Here is a 15,631-nt window from a genome sequence, read left to right as displayed (position 1 = left end):
CCCATCTCTCTTACCGTCTATATCGGAGGCTACGCATGTACCGCAAAAAACACTGGCCTGCCTGGCTTGCCGCCCTCACCGTGCTCACCGCTGGTCTCGTGGCCGGCGGCGGGACGGCACACGCGGAGTCCAATGGCGGCACCCGGGTGATGCCGCTAGGCGATTCCATCACCGAGGGCACGCAGGTTCCCGGCGGTTACCGCATTGGCCTGTGGCAGCGGGCCGCCGCCGGGCGCTACACTGTGGATTTCACCGGGTCGCAATTCAACGGGCCTGGCAGCCTCGGCGACCATGACCATGAAGGTCATCCCGGCTGGCGCATCGACCAGATCCACAACAGCGTTATCAACTGGCTCAACAGCTATCAGCCACGCACGGTTCTGCTTCACATCGGCACCAACGACATTCTGCAGAACTATTCGGTGAGCACTGCACCTAGCCGGCTGTCGGCGCTGATCGACCGGATCACGAGCACCTCCCCCGGCGCTGACGTCTTCGTCGCCCAGATAACCCCGCTATCCAACTCCGGGCAGGAGGCGGCCGTCCGCACGTTCAACGCCGCGATTCCGGGCATCGTGCAAAGCAAAGTGAACGCGGGTAAGAAGGTGCATCTGGTCAACATGCACGACGCGCTCACCACAGCCGACCTCATCGATGGCGTCCACCCCACCGCGACGGGATACGACAAGATGGCCGCCACGTGGTATTCCGCGCTGCAGTCCGTTCCGGGGAGTATTGGCAGCCCCTCTAACGGCCGGCAGAACGTGCTGATCGCTGGCGCCCAGTCTGGCCGTTGCCTCGACGTCGCCGGGGCGGCGACCGCCAACGGCACGCAGATCCAGCTGTGGGACTGCCACGGCGGCACCAATCAGCGGTGGACCTACACCGCTAGCAAGCAGTTGACGGTCTACGGCAACAAGTGCCTGGACGCCTACGGCCAGGGCACGGCCAACGGCACCAGAGTCATCATCTGGGACTGCAACGGACAGGCCAACCAGCAGTGGAACCTCAACGCTAACGGCACCGTCTCCAGCGTCCAATCTGGACTCTGCGTTGACGCCGCCGGATACGGCACCGCTAACGGAACGCTGATCCACCTGTGGGCGTGTCACGGTGGCACCAATCAGCAGTGGGCGCTGAGAAACTAGCGGCATCAAGCTGTTCCGGAGGCCAGCGCCTCCGGAACATCATTGAGATCGCACGGTCACCTTGCCGGTTAGCGGGGACTGCCATCCGGTACCAGGAATGACAAGCCCGGCACGCACCTTGCCGGAACGGGCACCGGTCACCAGGGTCCGCTGGGCGTCACGCCACTCAAGAGTGAAGCGTTCATAGTCACCTGACTCGTAACCCCAGCCATCGCCAGCGTCCTCGTAGAGCTTGAAGGCGCCGTCCGCGCCTGGGAAGACACGCACGCCGCTTTTCATGGGGACGATCGAGCCGGCCCGGGCGAACACCGGAATCGTCTCGGCTGGCGCCGGGGCATCAATCCACCTTCCTCCCTTGTGGATAGAGCCGTCCCAGACGTTGACCCACCCGGTTCCCGCCGGCAGATACACCGCACGGTGGGTGCTACCCGGTCGCGTCACGGGGCAGACGAGCAGCGCCGGACCCAGCATGAACTGATCCTCGATGTCGAGGACGTTGGCGTCGCCGGGGAAGTCGAAGGCCAGTGCGCGCATCATCGTGTACCCATCAAAGTGGACTGATGCGGCCAGCGAGTAGAGGTAGGGCAGCAAGTCCTTGCGGAGCTTGATGTGGCGAACCAGCGCATCGTAGACGGGCGTGCCCGGCCGGCCGTAGTGCCAGATCTCGCGCGGCGTATCGGTGCCGTGAGCGCGCATCGCCGGAAGGAACGTCGCGTACTGGAACCAGCGCAGGAACAGTTCGCGGTACGCGGGATCGCTGACGCCATCATCGAATTCGCCTCGCCAGAACCATTGCTCGCGTGACGCGACGAAGAACCCGCCGATGTCGCAGTTCCAGTAGGGCATTCCGGAGGCGCAGAAGTTAAGGCCTTCTGGGATCTGGCGGCGCAGAGTTTCCCATGACGCGGTGATATCTCCTGACCAGACGCAGGTTCCGTAGCGTTGCTGTCCCGCCCACGCCGAGCGCGTTAGGACGAAGACACGTTTGGAGCTTCCCGAGGCGCGCTGGCCGTCCCAGAATCCACTGTTGTGCATGAGTGGATAGGCGTTGGACACCGCTGGCCCGAGGTAACGCTCGGCCGTGGCGACATTGAGCTGCCGGCGGGAGTCGGGATCGGGTGGCAGTTCTCCGTGCCAGTCCGGCTGGAATGGCTCGGCCGAGTCTGACCACCATCCGTCGACGCCGTGGGTAAACAGGCCGTCGTGTGCCTGCCGCCAGAACATGGCACGCGCTTCGGGGTCGAAGGCGTCATAGGTGCGGCCGTTGCCAAGTAGCTTGTGGCCGGCTCTGAACTCGGTCTGGTCTGGGCCATCGTTGTCGAACTCCGGCCAGACCGAAACGATGAGCCTGGTACCAAGGTCGTGTAGCTCTTGGCACATTTGCTCTGGATCGGGAAAACGCTTGGGGTCCAGGGACTTCTGGCCCCACAGATCGTCGGGCCAGTATTGCCAGTCCAGGACGATGGCCTCAAGTGGCAGACCTAGCTCCGCGTAGCGATGAGCCGTTTCCAGGAGCTCTTCCTGGGTCTGGTACCGCTCTTTGGACTGCAGGTAACCGAATGCCCACCGAGGCGGCAACGGCGCGCCACCGGTCAGGTCGCGATAGCCACAGATGACACCATCAAGGTCTTCTCCGGCGATGACGAAGTAGTCCATCTCCGCGACGCAGTCGGCCGCGAGGTAAGAGTCCACTTCGGCTCTGTCGTCGAAAGTCATCGCGGAATAGCCGTGCCACAGCAATCCCCAGCCCCGTGAGGAAACCAGCAGCGGCACGGGCACCTTGAGGTTGTGCTGGTACAGCTCTTGCGTCCGGCCGCGGTAGTTGAGCCGGCCGTCTTCGTGTTGCCCTAGTCCGTAGAGCGCCTCCCCCGCACCGAAGCGAAGCGGCAGTTTCGCCCGGAATCCTTCCCCAGCAAGGGGCCGCGGCTCAAGCACTCGTTCGCCTTCGCGCAGGAGCACTTCACCATTGCGGTCGCGATAGGACAGGACGCCTGTCCCGGTGTCGATGTGCACGCTGAGCACACCGTCGGTGGTGACGATCTCCCCGGCTGCCTCGCGTATGTCAAAGTTCGCCCGCTGCGGGCGGCGCAGAGGATCCAGCATGGGCCCGTAGGCACAGCCCGGTTCACCAGCGTTCACCGGCACGGCGGCAACGCGCACTATCCCCGGTGCCTGCCAGGCCAGGCGAACGCAAAACTTGCTGTCGCGCAACACCAGACCGTCTGGCCGGCGCTGCCATGCCAGCGAACTCATCGGCGGTAAGCCGCGGCATTGCACATGTGTCTCTCCTCAGGGAGATTCAGGATGGCGGCAGAACTAGGTATTAGTTATCCCGGCACAGTCAGGCCCAGTCAAGACTTATAAGCATGCTTATTTTTCGAACCTTCCCCTGCCTGTTCCTGGCCAGGCGTTACTACGCAACTGATGTCAGCGCAGCACGGCAAGTATTGGGCCAAACAAACTCTTGCCTCCGGGCACATTGGATGGTACCCATAGCGATACGCGGGACTACGTCTGATGATCGCGCTAAATAAGTCAGACTCTTAACAGCGAAAGGGGCCGAAGGTGGCCGACAGCGAGCGTGGCACAAGTGGGTACCGGCCGGGCTACGAAGTCGCCGCCGAACAGGTCCTTGAGTTGATTGCCGAGATGCGGCTGCGCCCCGGCGACCGGATGCCAACCGAGATCGACTTGGCTCAGCGGCTCGGAACCAGCCGCACTGTCGTTCGCGAGGCAGTCAAAATACTTTCCGCGCTCGGCCGCGTGCGCGCGCAGAAGGGCCGTGGGCTTTACGTCGCCGACGACGAGGGAATGCTGGGCACCAGCCGGTTGGCGGCCTTCTTCCTGCCCACCGATCTCGACCACGTCTACAAGCTGTTTGAATTCCGGCGGGCGCAGGAAATGGAAACCAGCCGCCTGGCCGCTAGCCGCGCGACCCCCGCACAGCTCAAAGCCATCCAGCAGGCTGCCGAGTTATGCCGGCACGGTTTTGAAAGCGAACGCGGGGATCTGTTCAACGAGGGCGACGATGCTTTTCACGCGAGCATCGCCGCGGCATCCCAAAACATGTTCCTGGAAATCGCCGTCCGTGAGGCGCGGCGGCTACAGGCTCAGTCAAGCCTGATCGGCCTGGGTGGGTCCATCGGTGGCCACGGCGCCAAGGCGGTCGAGGAACACGACGCCATCTACCAGGCGATCAGAGCAGGCGAGCCCGACGCGGCGGCACATGCCGCCGGCATACACATCGACAACACCCTGGATGACTACCGCAAGGAAATCCAGCAGCGCATATTCTTCCGGGCCGGCTGATCCACGGCGGGGACAGCTCACCGGCAACATGGCGGTCTCAGGTGGCCTAGCCATGTCTCACTATATCGATGCCCGTCGATATAGATTTCCGCTCATCCCTAGGAGATCTAGTGAAAGCGTTATCGCTACGCGCCCAGCGATCGTCGGCGGCCGCCGGCCTCGCGGTGGCGGCAGTGGCTGCCGCGGCGGTTCTCGCCCAGGCTTCCCCCGCCGCCGCGGCTGTCACGAATCTATACGTGGCAACGAACGGATCCGGCACCGCCTGCTCGCAGGCGCAGCCGTGTTCGCTGACCCAGGCCCAAACCTCGGTACGGGCGATCGCCCCGGCGATGACTGGCGACATCATCGTCGAGCTCGCAGCCGGAACCTATGTCTTGAGCGCGCCGCTGACTTTCGGTGCTCAAGACTCCGGCAGCAACGGCTACACCGTTTCATGGCAGGCGGCGGCAGGCACCCGGCCCGTTATCTCCGGCGGCCAGAAGGTCACCGGCTGGACGGTGGCCGACTCCGGCCAAAACATCTGGCAGGCCAGTGTCGGCACCGGCTTTGACACCCGGCAGCTCTACGTCAACGGCCGCATCGCCACCCGGGCCAGGACCCAGGTCAACCGCGGTGACTTCTCGTTCAACACCAACGGCATGTCTTTCACCAATGGCGCACTGTCCTATTTGAACAATCTGGCGGCCGAAGACCGCATCGAGCTTGAGTCGGTGAACTCCTTCACCGACCGGTACGCCGGTGTGACGTCGATCAGCAACAACCAGCTGACGATGGACCAGCCCGCCTGGAATAACAACACCTTCGGCTACGACACCCTGTCCGCACCATTCCGTGCCGGCCCGCTCTATCTGGTCAACGCGCGCGAATTCCTGGACGCCGCAGGCGAGTGGTACCTCAACACCGGCACCGGTGTCCTTTACTACAAACCGCTGAGCGGGGAAAACATGTCCACCGTGGACATCCAGCTGCCCCGGCACGAGTCACTGCTGCGCATCGGCGGGACGCTGGCGTCACCGGCCCACCACATCACGTTCAAGGGACTGCAGTTCTCCCACACCAGCTGGCTCCTGCCCAACACCAACCAGGGTTACGCCGACCAGCAGACCGGCGCGTACATCTACGGGACCTGGAACCGGCCCGGTGACTGGCTGTCGACGTGCCAGTCAGGTTGCCCGGCGTTCGAAGCCGCGCGGCCGCATTGGCGGCAGATGCCAGGAGCGGTCCAGGTGTCCGCGGCCAACAACATCACGTTTAGCGACAACAAGTTCATCAGCCTCGGCCAGGTCGGCATCGGCGTCGGCAATGACGCCAACGCGCACGCGACCGGTGTGGGACTGGGCACCAGCAACATCAGCGTGGACCGCAATGTCTTCGAGCAGCTGTCCGCCGGTGCCATCATCGTCGGGGGCGTTCAGGCCGATTCCCACCACCCGGGCGACACCCGCATGATTAACAAGAACATCAGTTTGACCAACAACCTCATCCACGACGTGGCCATCGAATACCGCAGCCACGCCGGAATCCTGATGACCTACACCGCCGACTCGGCCATCTCCAACAACGAGCTGTACAACCTGCCCTACTCGGGTATCAACATCGGGTACGGCTGGGGTGCCAACGACGCGGGTGGCAGCCAGGACTACACCGACCGCGGGCTGTACAACTACCAGCCGAAGTACACGACGGCCACTATCGCGAAGAACTACACGGTGCAGGCCAACTACGTGCACGACATCATCCAGCAGATGACCGACGCGGGCGGCTTCTACAGCCTTTCGTCCCTGCCGGGCACGACCATCGACCGCAACTACTTCCGCAACACCAACGGCTGGCTCGGCTTGTACTTCGACGAAGGTGCCCGCTACCAGTCGGCGACCAACAACGTCTTCGAAAACGTTGGCACGTGGGCATACGGCCAGCACTGGGCCAACAACAACACCGGCAACCTCACGCTGACCAACAACTGGACGACTAGTTCGGCCACCAACGTCACGTCCGGTTCACGGGGCAACACCAACACCGGCACTGTCGTGGTCACCGGCGGCAACTGGCCCAGCGGTGCGCAAACCGTCAAGGCGAACGCCGGGATCCAGTCCACCACTACTCCCCCACGGCAGAACGTCCAGATCGTCGGCACGCCATCCGGCCGCTGTGTCGACGTTGCCGGAGCCAATACCGCCAACGGCAGTGGGATTCAGCTGTGGGACTGCCACAGCGGCACGAACCAGCGCTTCACCTACACAGCCAGCAAACAGCTGATGGTGTACGGCAACAAGTGCCTCGACGCGTCGGGTCAGGGAACCAGCAACGGAACCCGTGTTGTTATCTGGGACTGCAACGGGCAGGCCAACCAGCAGTGGAACCTCAACGCCAACGGCACCATCACCGGTGTTCAGTCGGGGCTGTGTTTTGACGCCAGTGGCTACGGCACCGCCAATGGAACGTTGATTCATCTGTGGGCGTGCCACGGTGGTACGAACCAGCAGTGGACAACCCGTAACTAGCAAGGGACGGGCCCGGTACCCCGCACATGGGGTACCGGGCCGTTTTACCGAGCCGCGTCAGGCCGGGCTGATCGTCCACTGATTGTTGGTGTGGCTGTTGGGAGTCCACATGCCCACCGTGGAGCCAGCGGTGGAGTTGCCCATGCCGTCTAGCGCCTTGCCGGTGCCGCGGTTGATGATTTGATAGCGGCCGTTGCCGATACTGTTGAGCCGCCACTGCTGGTTGTTGCCACCGTTCCATGGGCCCTGGCGAGCTGGCGCGCCGTTGGTGTTATTGCCCCAGCTGTCGGCCACCATCGCGTTGGTGCGGTTGACCATTCGCAACCATCCGCCGCCGAGGTCCACCAGCTGCCACTGCAAGTTCGCCGAACCGTTGTAGGGCCACTGTTTCAGGTTTGACCCTGGGCCGACATTGCCACCACTGTCCAGTGCCAGGCCGGTGGCCGCGTTCGTGAGTTTCATCCAGGTGGGTGGCGGAACCGTTGTCCCGTCAAGGCCGAGGAAAGCGATGGCATAGGCCAGCATCCCGGTCTGCGGCAGGGTGTGCCCGGTGCCCGCGACGCTGACGCCCTCGACCATGGCAGGGTCACCATATCGGGTGCGCGTCCAGCTCTGCTGCGGATAGTCCGTAAACGACGGTGACTGGGTTAGGCCATGAAGTCCGGTCCACTGCTTGATTTCCTCGGCGAAGTTGGGATACGCCAAGGTGGTGTCAGTGGTGCCATGCCAGAACTGCATTCGTGGGTACCGGCCGGTGTAGCCGGGATACATGCCGCGTGCCTGATCTGCCCACTGTTGCGAACTCTTGATCAGATTGCCGCCGGCGCACTGGCTGTTCCACAGGGAGCCGTTCGAGGTGGCGAAGCATCCTGCGGGTACGCCGGAAAACGCCGCCCCGGCCGCGAAGATGTCGGGATATTGGGCCGCGAGCACGTTGGTCATCATGGCCCCGGAAGAAAACCCGCTGACCACGACGCGCGCTGGATCCACGTTGTAGCGCTGTTTTGCCCAGCCCACCATCGAGGCGATCCCCGTCGAGTCGCCGCCGCCGTCACGGCGCAGTGCGGCCGCAGTGGACACGTCGAAGCACTTTTCGCTGCGGGTCGCCTCTGGCAAGACGATGACGTATCCGTGCCGGTCGGCTGCGGTCACGAAATCACGCCCGTTGCCGCCAAATACCGCGCCAGCTGAACCGCCGCAGTAGTGCACCAGGACGAGCAGTGCCGGGCGCGCTGGCAAAACGTCGGGCGCATAGACGTACATCCGCAGGTTCGTGGGATTGTTGCCGAAGTCGCCGACTTGCACCAGCGCGGCGGCCGAAGCCGGCCGCGCTGGTGCGAAGGCGAACGTTAACAACAGCAACGCTAGGGCGGCGAGTCCGCGCATTGAACGTGTCACTGAAGCTTCCACTGCTGGTTGGTGCCACCGTGGCAGGACCATAGGTGGATCAGTGTGCCGTTGGCGGTGCCGTAGCCGCTGGCGTCCAGGCACAGCCCGGAGTTGGCGGCAGTGATGGTGCCGTTGGCGTTGAGGTTCCATTGCTGGTTGGCCTGGCCGTTGCAGTCCCAGATAACGACTCTGGTGCCGTTGGCCGTGCCTTGGTTATAGGCGTCCAGGCACTTGTTGCCGTAGACCATCAACTGCCTGGTCGCGGTGTGGGTCCACCGCTGGTTGGTGCCACCATGGCAATCCCACAGCTGCACCTGTGCACCATTGGCGGTGCTGGCAGCCGCCACGTCGACACAACGGCCCGAGGGCTGGCCCACGATGCTTCCGCTCACGGGACCTGGCGGCGGGCTGCTCGGGGGTGGGCTGCTGCTCGGCGGTTGTCCGGTTTGGAACTGTGAGATGAATCGCCAGGCCTCCCCCTTCGTCCACGTGCGAACGCCGTCTTCACAGCCGGAGCAGCCCTCGACCGGTGCGGGCCCGTGCCCGCCGTCGAACGCGGCCCACTGCACCGGATACCCGGCCCGGCAGGAGTACGTCGTGGTGATGTGCCTGCCGCTGCCAGGCCCCGGCTCGGCGGGATTCTGTGCCGCGCAACCGTTGTTGCGAACGAAGGTGTCCCGCAACGACCGGCCTTGCGAAATGTTGAGCACGTTGTCGGAGATGCCGTGGATGCCGAAGTAGGCGATCGGCTGGGTGCCGCCGCTGCATCCGGACAGTTGCGCGCCGGCGTACACGACAACGGCCCTGAACACGTTGGCGCGAGAACACGCGATCGAGTAGCTCATGCCGCCGCCATAGCTAAATCCCATGGCGAAACGTTGCGTGGTATCGATGCACAACTCGCTGTCGAGCCGGCTCAGGATGTTGTCGGTGAACGTAATGTCCTCGCCACCGGAATTGGCCCAGCCGTTGCCCAGGCCCTGTGGGGCGACGAGGATCGCGGAGTTGTTCGACTGTTCCTGCATGCCGTAGTAGGCCCAGGCCGCCCCGCTGGAGCCGCCTGTGGCCACATCGTTCATAGTTCCGCCGCGCCAGTGGTACCCAATGATGAGCCGGTAGGCGTGGTTGTTGTTGTAGTTGGCCGGAATCCGCAGGACGAAGCTGCGGCTCTTGCCACTGCTCTGAATCGTATGCGTGCCACTGGCCAGGCCGGGATTCTTGCCGCATCCAGCGGTGTTCGCGGCCGAAGCTGGCGTGCTAGTCACCAGGGCCAGCGCGCCGATCGCGAAAGCGGTACTGGCACCGACCGCCGCCGCCAGCCACCTGGCGTAGGCCCGTCGTCTTGGTATCACAGTTACTCCTTCGTTCGGGGTGAACTAAACCGCGGTGAGAGTCCAGAATTTGTTGCCAGGGCACGCTAAGCAGCCCACCGCGGGACAGCCCGGTGGAAGCAGCGGACACAGGCATATTGCGGGCAAGGGACGTGGTGCATCAGCGTGCCGGCGCCCAAGGCACCGCGGGTGGCCCGATCACCCAGCGGTGCTGCCTGACAGGAAGTGTGTCCACATCGGACACAGCCCGAAACCCGCCATGGGATGTCTTTATAACTCTGTAACACCCTTCACGTCTAGGGCTGCCCACCAATTAGGACGAAACCGCCTGCCGTGAACGGCAGGTTTCAGAATATTTACGCTCATGGTTCCTAGACATGGGATCACGCTGTTAGACTTCGGCCGCAAAAGAAATGAGCGAGGACGCAGATGTCGCTGACTGACAAGGCAATGACCCGTATCCGGGAACTCATCCAATCTGGAGAGCTTCTGCCAGGGTCAAGACTGCCGCCAGAGCCCCAGCTCGCCGCCGAACTGGGCGTGGGGCGAAACATCATGCGCGAAGCGGTTCGGGCTCTCGTCGCCGCACGCGTGCTTGAAGTGCGCCGTGGCAACGGAACCTTCGTCACGAGCCTGCGGCCTCAGCTGCTTCTGGAAGGTATCGGCCAGGCAGTGGAGCTGTTGCAGGGCGACACGATCCTGGAACTAACCGAAGTGCGCCGCCTGTTTGAGCCAGCCGCCGCCGCACTGTCGGCCACCCGCATTTCACCGCGCGAGCTGGCCGAAGTCAGCCGGCACCTTGAGGCGATGCGTGCGGCGGCCGACGACGTTGAGTTGCTCAACAAACACGATGCCGCTTTCCACCAGGCTGTCATAAGCGCAACGGGAAACCAGACGCTGGCCACGATGCTGGAAGGCATCGCGAGCCGGACCGTCAGGGCCCGCGTTTGGCGCGGTCTCGTCGACACCGACGCGGCCGGCCAGACGTTACGCGAACACGAAGCGATTTATCTGGCGCTGGTGGCCGGCGACGCTTTCCGCGCTCACGCCGCGACACTGCTTCACGTCACGACTACGGAAACGTGGCTGCGTAACCACCTCCAGGGCACTCAGTAGCACAATGCCTCTTCCGGGCAGGGGCATGTGAACCATTCCTAAAACAGGGAAAGGATTTACATGCGCAATCATCTACGGTTGCTGACCGCGATCGCACTCGGCACGGCTGGAATCGCGGTGCTCGCACCGCAACCCGCCTCTGCCGCTACCACACTTGGCGCCGCGGCGGCCGCACAGTCGGGCCGTTATTATGGCGCGGCCGTGGCGGCGTTCAAGCTTGGCGACCAGGCCTACACGTCCATCCTGGATCGGGAGTTCAACATGGTGACTCCCGAGAACGAGATGAAGTGGGACGCCACGGAACCGTCCCGCAACAATTTCACCTTCGGCTCCTCCGACCAGATCGTCAACCGTTCGCTGGCACGAAACCAGCGCCTGCGGGGACATACCCTGGTGTGGCACTCACAGTTGCCCGGCTGGGTGTCAGGCATCGGCGATGCCAACACCTTGCGCGGCGTCATGAACAACCACATCACCACCGTCATGACGCACTTCAAGGGAAAGATCTACGCCTGGGATGTGGTCAACGAGGCGTTCGCCGATGGCGGCAGCGGGCAGCTACGCAGTTCGGTGTTCCGCAACGTGTTGGGCACCGGCTTCATCGAAGAGGCGTTCCGCACGGCGCGCGTTGCCGACCCTGCCGCGAAGCTTTGCTACAACGACTACAGCATCGAGGACTGGAACGCCGCCAAGACCCAGGGCGTGTACCGGATGGTGCTGGACTTCAAGGCGCGCAACGTCCCCATCGACTGCGTCGGATTCCAGGCGCACTTTGGCTCCGGCGGCCCGCCAAGCACCTTCCAGACCACCCTGGCGAACTTCGCCGCCCTGGGCGTCGACGTGCAAATCACCGAGCTCGACATAGCCCAGGCACCAGCCACAGCTTACGCGAACAGCACTCGCGCGTGCCTGAACGTTCCGCGTTGCACGGGCATCACGGTGTGGGGCATCCGGGACAGTGACTCGTGGCGCTCTAGTGAGAATCCCTTGCTGTTCGATCGCTCGGGCAACAAGAAGGCGGCCTACGACGCCGTGCTGTCCACGTTGAATGGGCCGGGCGGCGGCTCGACCTTCAACCTGGTCGGCAGCGGCTCAGGTAAGTGCGTCGACGTATCTGGCGCGTCGCAATCCAACGGTGCCGGGCTCATCATCTGGAGTTGCCACGCCAACGCCAATCAGCGCTGGACCCTGACCACTGCGGCCGAGTTGCGCATCTACAGCGACTCCAAGTGTATGGATGCCGGCGCAAGCCAGGATGGAACACGAGTCACCATCAACTCGTGTAACGGGAGCAACAGCCAGAAGTGGGTGTTCAACAGCAACGGCACGGTCACGAGCACCCAATCAGGACGGTGCCTAGACGTGAATGGCGGTGGCACTGCCGACAACACCGCCGTCATTGTCTGGAGTTGCCACGGCGGTTCCAACCAAATCTGGACCCGCCGGCCCTGATTCGCGCGATCGTGGGTGCGGCACGCGAACACCGGTGCCGCACCTGTCAGCGAGGTTGGCTCACCGGCGGGAATTGCCAGCTGAGTTGCTCGCTGGCGAGCAATGCCGCTCCTGTCACACCGGCGCGCGGACCGAGTTCGGAAAGCACGATGGGCAGGTCGCCGGTCGCCAGCGGCAGTGACCGTTGGTAGATAACCACCCGGATTTCGGCCAGCAGCTGATTTCCCAGCCCGGCAAGCCCACCGCCGACGACGATCATCGCCGGGTTGATGAAGCTGACGATAGTGGCGAGGACCTCTCCCAGCCGTGCGCCGCCTTCACGAACAAGGCGAAGGCACACCGGGTCACGCTGGATCGCTCCCCTGCCAACGTCTTTCGCGGTCACGGTGCCCGAGGCGGCAAGCCGTGCCGCGAGGAAGGGTGAGGCACCCGACTCGGCGGCCGCTTCGGCGTCACGGGCTAGCGCGGCACCGCTGAAGGCCGCCTCCAGGCATCCGGTTTTCCCGCACGCGCATTCGGGCCCACGGCTGCTGACCTGGATATGACCGATGTCGCCAGCGCATCCTTTGACGCCTCGGTAAGTCCTGCCGTCGAGGCGGATTCCACAGCCGACGCCGGTGCCCACCTTGACGAACAGGAAGTCCTTGACGTCGCGGGCGATGCCACGGTGTCCCTCGCCCGCGCACATCACGTTGACATCGGTGTCCACTGTGGTGGGACAGCCGTATTCCATGCCGAGTGTCGCCCGCAGCGGGAACCGGTCCCAGCCTGGCATGTTGGGCGGCGAAACCGGTATTCCCTCGCCAACGCTCACCGGGCCCGGCACGCCGACGCCCATCGCGCTGAGGCGGTCGAAGGACTGGCCGCTGCGCAATTTGCCGAACAGTAGGCCGATCTGGCTCAGGACCACCGAAGGGCCGGCTTTGACGTCGACCTCGTCGCTGATCCTGGCCACCGGTTCTAGGTACCCATCAGTGATCTCGATATCCAAAGAGGTCGCCCCCACATGGACGGCGCCGTAACGGATATCCGGAGCGAGGCCGATTAGGGTCGAGGGGCGGCCTCCGCGAGATGGTGCCCGTCCCCCATCTTGTACCAAGCCAGAGGCACGGAGGTCTTCGAGTTCCGGCAGGAGCCGGGCACGGGGCAGCGCCAGCCGGTCGCCTAGTTCCACTTGGGACAGCGGGCCGTTGTCACGCAACAGCTTCAACACGTGCACCGCGATGGACTCTCGCCGCGCCCTGCTGGGTGGTGTCACGCTGCTGGCCAAGGGGCGATCAGCGCCGGCCGCAGCTGGGCCCGCCCGTCGAGGGCGGTCAGCTCGCCGGCATGTTCCATGTTCGGGTCGTCGCTGTCGGGCATGATTCCTACGTTGTCCGGAAGGCGGTCACTTTTGATATTTGAGAAGAAACTTCTGAGCGGAGACGTTAGCAACGGTGCACCTGTTTAACAAGACCGATACTTTCATAAAACGCTTCTACCACGGTTTCTAATGATCCACATTGGAGTAGGTCAGCGGCTGCCGACTCCAGTTTTGTCGATAAACTCCGAAAGTTTTCGTGACAATCTTCAAAAGTTCCATTGACATCGGTCACGAAGACGCCCAAGCTCGGAAACAAGATTGGCCGCGCTGCGGCGGGCGCACCAATCCGATCCGTCCCTTTTCCGTTGGAGGACAACCGATGGGCCGCCGCAGTTCCGTCCTAAGTGGACTTTGCGCGTGCTTGGCGCTCGTTAGCAGCTTTGTCATTACTACGTCTGCGGCAAAAGCGGCGCCAGCGTTTCGTGCGCTGGTGTTCAGCGAGACAGCCGGCTACCGCCATGACTCGATACCCGCGGGGCTGACGATGTTCAGTCAGCTGGCCGCAGCCAACAACTTTGAAGTTGTCGCCTCGGAAGACTCGGCCGTATTCACCCCGGCCAACCTGGCGACATTTGACGTCCTGGTGATGTTCCAGACCTCCGGCATGGTGTTCAACAACAACGCTGAACGGCAAGCCGTGCAGGGATTCCTCAACAGCGGCAAGGGAATCGTCGCCATCCACAACGCCACGGACATGGGTATCGATACCGAGTTTCCGTGGTGGGACAACACTATTAACGGTGGCGCGCATATGCCCGCCCACTCGGCAGGCATCCAGCAAGCCACGGCGAAGGTTGCCGACAAGACGCATCCGTCGACCACGGGACTGCCGGACAACTGGGTGCGTGGCGAGGAGTGGTACAACTTCGACAAGAACCCTCGCGGCGACGCACACGTCCTAGTGACTGTCGACGAGCGCACCTACACCCCGGGTGGCTCCGCGATGGGGTCCGATCACCCGATCTCGTGGTGCCGCGAGGCCGAAGGCGGCCGCGTATGGGCCACCGCGATGGGACACGAAGCCGCGTCCTACAGCGAAACGAACTTCCGCAACCATATCCTCGGTGGCGTGAAATGGGCCGCTGGCAGCGTCCCCGGCGACTGCGGCGGGACCGTGTGGAGCAATTTCGACAAGGTCAGTCTGGACACCAACACCGTCGACCCGATGGCGCTGGATATCGCTCCTGACGGCCGCGTGTTCTACGTCCAGCGCGGTGGGGCGGTCAAAATCTACAAGCCCAGCAACGGATCCACGGTCACAGCGGGCCAGCTCAGCGTCTACACCGGTGGTGAGGACGGCCTGACCGGTATTGCTTTAGACCCAGGGTTCGCCACCAACAACTGGGTGTACCTCTACTGGTCGCCTAGTAACTCAGCGACCGATGTCAACCGGCTGTCCCGGTTCACGATGAACGGCGATACCCTCAACCTCGCCAGCGAAGTGGCGCTGCTCAGCGTTCCGGCTTACCGGGACCGCACCTATCCCGAGCCCGGGCACACCGGCGGTTATCTCGCGTTCGGCCCAGGCGGGAATCTGTATCTCGGGACCGGTGATGATGTCCCGCCGAACCTGTCCACGCACTGGCAAGGCTACGCGCCACTGGACTGGCGCCCAGGGCAGAGCATGCTCGACTCCGCCAGAACAGCCGGTAACACCAACGATCTGCGTGGCAAGATCCTGCGTATCCACCCGGAAACCAATGGCACCTACACGATTCCGGCCGGGAACCTGTTCCCCCAGGGCACCGCGCAGACTAAGCCCGAGATCTACGCGATGGGCTTCCGCAACCCATTCCGCTTCGATGTCGACCAGCAGACCGGATGGCTCAACGTCGCCGACTACGGCCCCGACCGCGGCTGCTGCACCACCAACCGCGGCCCCGAAGGCCTAGTCGAGCTCAACGTCATCAAACAAGCCGGCAACTTCGGCTGGCCGTTCTGCCACGGCAACAACCAGCCGTACGCACCGTACAACCCCGACACCGGTGTGGTGGGCGCGAAGTTCAACTGCAACGCCCC

The 15,631-nt window shown here is 63.5% G+C and carries 10 protein-coding genes; 6 read left to right on the top strand and 4 right to left on the bottom strand.

Features of this window, described 5'->3' with window-relative positions; translation table 11 throughout:
* Nucleotides 1-35: 35 nt before the first annotated feature.
* Nucleotides 36-1,148: an RICIN domain-containing protein gene (locus A3E1_RS0128015; RefSeq protein ID WP_020524113.1), complete on the top strand. Its 1,113-nt coding sequence runs from the start codon at nt 36-38 to the stop codon at nt 1,146-1,148.
* A 39-nt stretch (nt 1,149-1,187) separates the two neighbouring features.
* Here A3E1_RS0128015 and A3E1_RS42455 read toward each other — a convergent pair whose 3' ends face one another.
* The gene (locus A3E1_RS42455) at nt 1,188-3,401 is read right to left on the bottom strand and encodes a glycoside hydrolase family 31 protein (RefSeq protein ID WP_020524112.1); all 2,214 of its coding nucleotides are present in this window, start codon (nt 3,399-3,401) and stop codon (nt 1,188-1,190) included.
* Nucleotides 3,402-3,713: 312 nt separating this feature from the next.
* Here A3E1_RS42455 and A3E1_RS0128005 point away from each other — a divergent pair, with 312 nt between their 5' ends.
* Complete coding sequence (locus A3E1_RS0128005) at nt 3,714-4,457, top strand: FadR/GntR family transcriptional regulator (protein WP_020524111.1); 744 nt, start codon at nt 3,714-3,716, stop codon at nt 4,455-4,457.
* A gap of 110 nt (nt 4,458-4,567) precedes the next feature.
* The gene (locus tag A3E1_RS0128000; protein WP_020524110.1) at nt 4,568-6,961 is read left to right on the top strand and encodes a ricin-type beta-trefoil lectin domain protein; all 2,394 of its coding nucleotides are present in this window, start codon (nt 4,568-4,570) and stop codon (nt 6,959-6,961) included.
* A 57-nt stretch (nt 6,962-7,018) separates the two neighbouring features.
* Here the strand turns inward: A3E1_RS0128000 and A3E1_RS42450 are convergent, their stop codons facing one another.
* Both A3E1_RS42450 and A3E1_RS0127990 read right to left on the bottom strand, forming a co-directional pair.
* Entirely contained in the window at nt 7,019-8,359 is a 1,341-nt protein-coding gene (locus A3E1_RS42450) for an extracellular catalytic domain type 1 short-chain-length polyhydroxyalkanoate depolymerase (protein ID WP_245571424.1), read from the bottom strand.
* Complete coding sequence (locus tag A3E1_RS0127990; protein ID WP_020524108.1) at nt 8,356-9,702, bottom strand: RICIN domain-containing protein; 1,347 nt, start codon at nt 9,700-9,702, stop codon at nt 8,356-8,358. The genes A3E1_RS42450 and A3E1_RS0127990 overlap by 4 nt, the downstream gene beginning before the upstream one ends.
* 408 nt (nt 9,703-10,110) lie before the next feature.
* On the opposite strand from A3E1_RS0127990, the gene A3E1_RS0127985 reads away from it, so the two are divergent.
* Together A3E1_RS0127985 and A3E1_RS0127980 are read left to right on the top strand one after the other, a co-directional pair.
* Entirely contained in the window at nt 10,111-10,797 is a 687-nt protein-coding gene (locus A3E1_RS0127985; RefSeq protein ID WP_020524107.1) for a FadR/GntR family transcriptional regulator, read from the top strand.
* 60 nt (nt 10,798-10,857) lie between these two features.
* Nucleotides 10,858-12,249 (top strand): endo-1,4-beta-xylanase, encoded by a 1,392-nt coding sequence (locus A3E1_RS0127980; protein WP_020524106.1) that lies wholly within the window; start codon nt 10,858-10,860, stop codon nt 12,247-12,249.
* 46 nt (nt 12,250-12,295) lie between these two features.
* Here the strand turns inward: A3E1_RS0127980 and A3E1_RS0127975 are convergent, their stop codons facing one another.
* Complete coding sequence (locus A3E1_RS0127975) at nt 12,296-13,468, bottom strand: ROK family transcriptional regulator (RefSeq protein WP_245571423.1); 1,173 nt, start codon at nt 13,466-13,468, stop codon at nt 12,296-12,298.
* A 463-nt stretch (nt 13,469-13,931) separates the two neighbouring features.
* Between A3E1_RS0127975 and A3E1_RS0127965 the strand changes: the two genes are divergently transcribed.
* Nucleotides 13,932-15,631 (top strand): ThuA domain-containing protein (locus A3E1_RS0127965; protein ID WP_026208909.1); only part of this gene is annotated, 1,700 nt, incomplete at its 3' end.

This window comes from Catelliglobosispora koreensis DSM 44566, from assembly GCF_000379685.1.
Lineage (GTDB): Bacteria > Actinomycetota > Actinomycetes > Mycobacteriales > Micromonosporaceae > Catelliglobosispora > Catelliglobosispora koreensis.
This window is presented reverse-complemented; position numbering and strand designations above follow the sequence as displayed.

What these genes read in the sequence shown, in the direction of transcription:
- A3E1_RS0128015 (WP_020524113.1), top strand. Translation starts at nt 36, where the DNA reads ATGTACCGCAAAAAACACTGGCCTGCCTGGCTTGCCGCCCTCACCGTG.
- A3E1_RS42455 (WP_020524112.1), bottom strand. Translation starts at nt 3,401, where the DNA reads ATGAGTTCGCTGGCATGGCAGCGCCGGCCAGACGGTCTGGTGTTGCGC.
- A3E1_RS0127985 (WP_020524107.1), top strand. Translation starts at nt 10,111, where the DNA reads ATGTCGCTGACTGACAAGGCAATGACCCGTATCCGGGAACTCATCCAA.
- A3E1_RS0127980 (WP_020524106.1), top strand. Translation starts at nt 10,858, where the DNA reads ATGCGCAATCATCTACGGTTGCTGACCGCGATCGCACTCGGCACGGCT.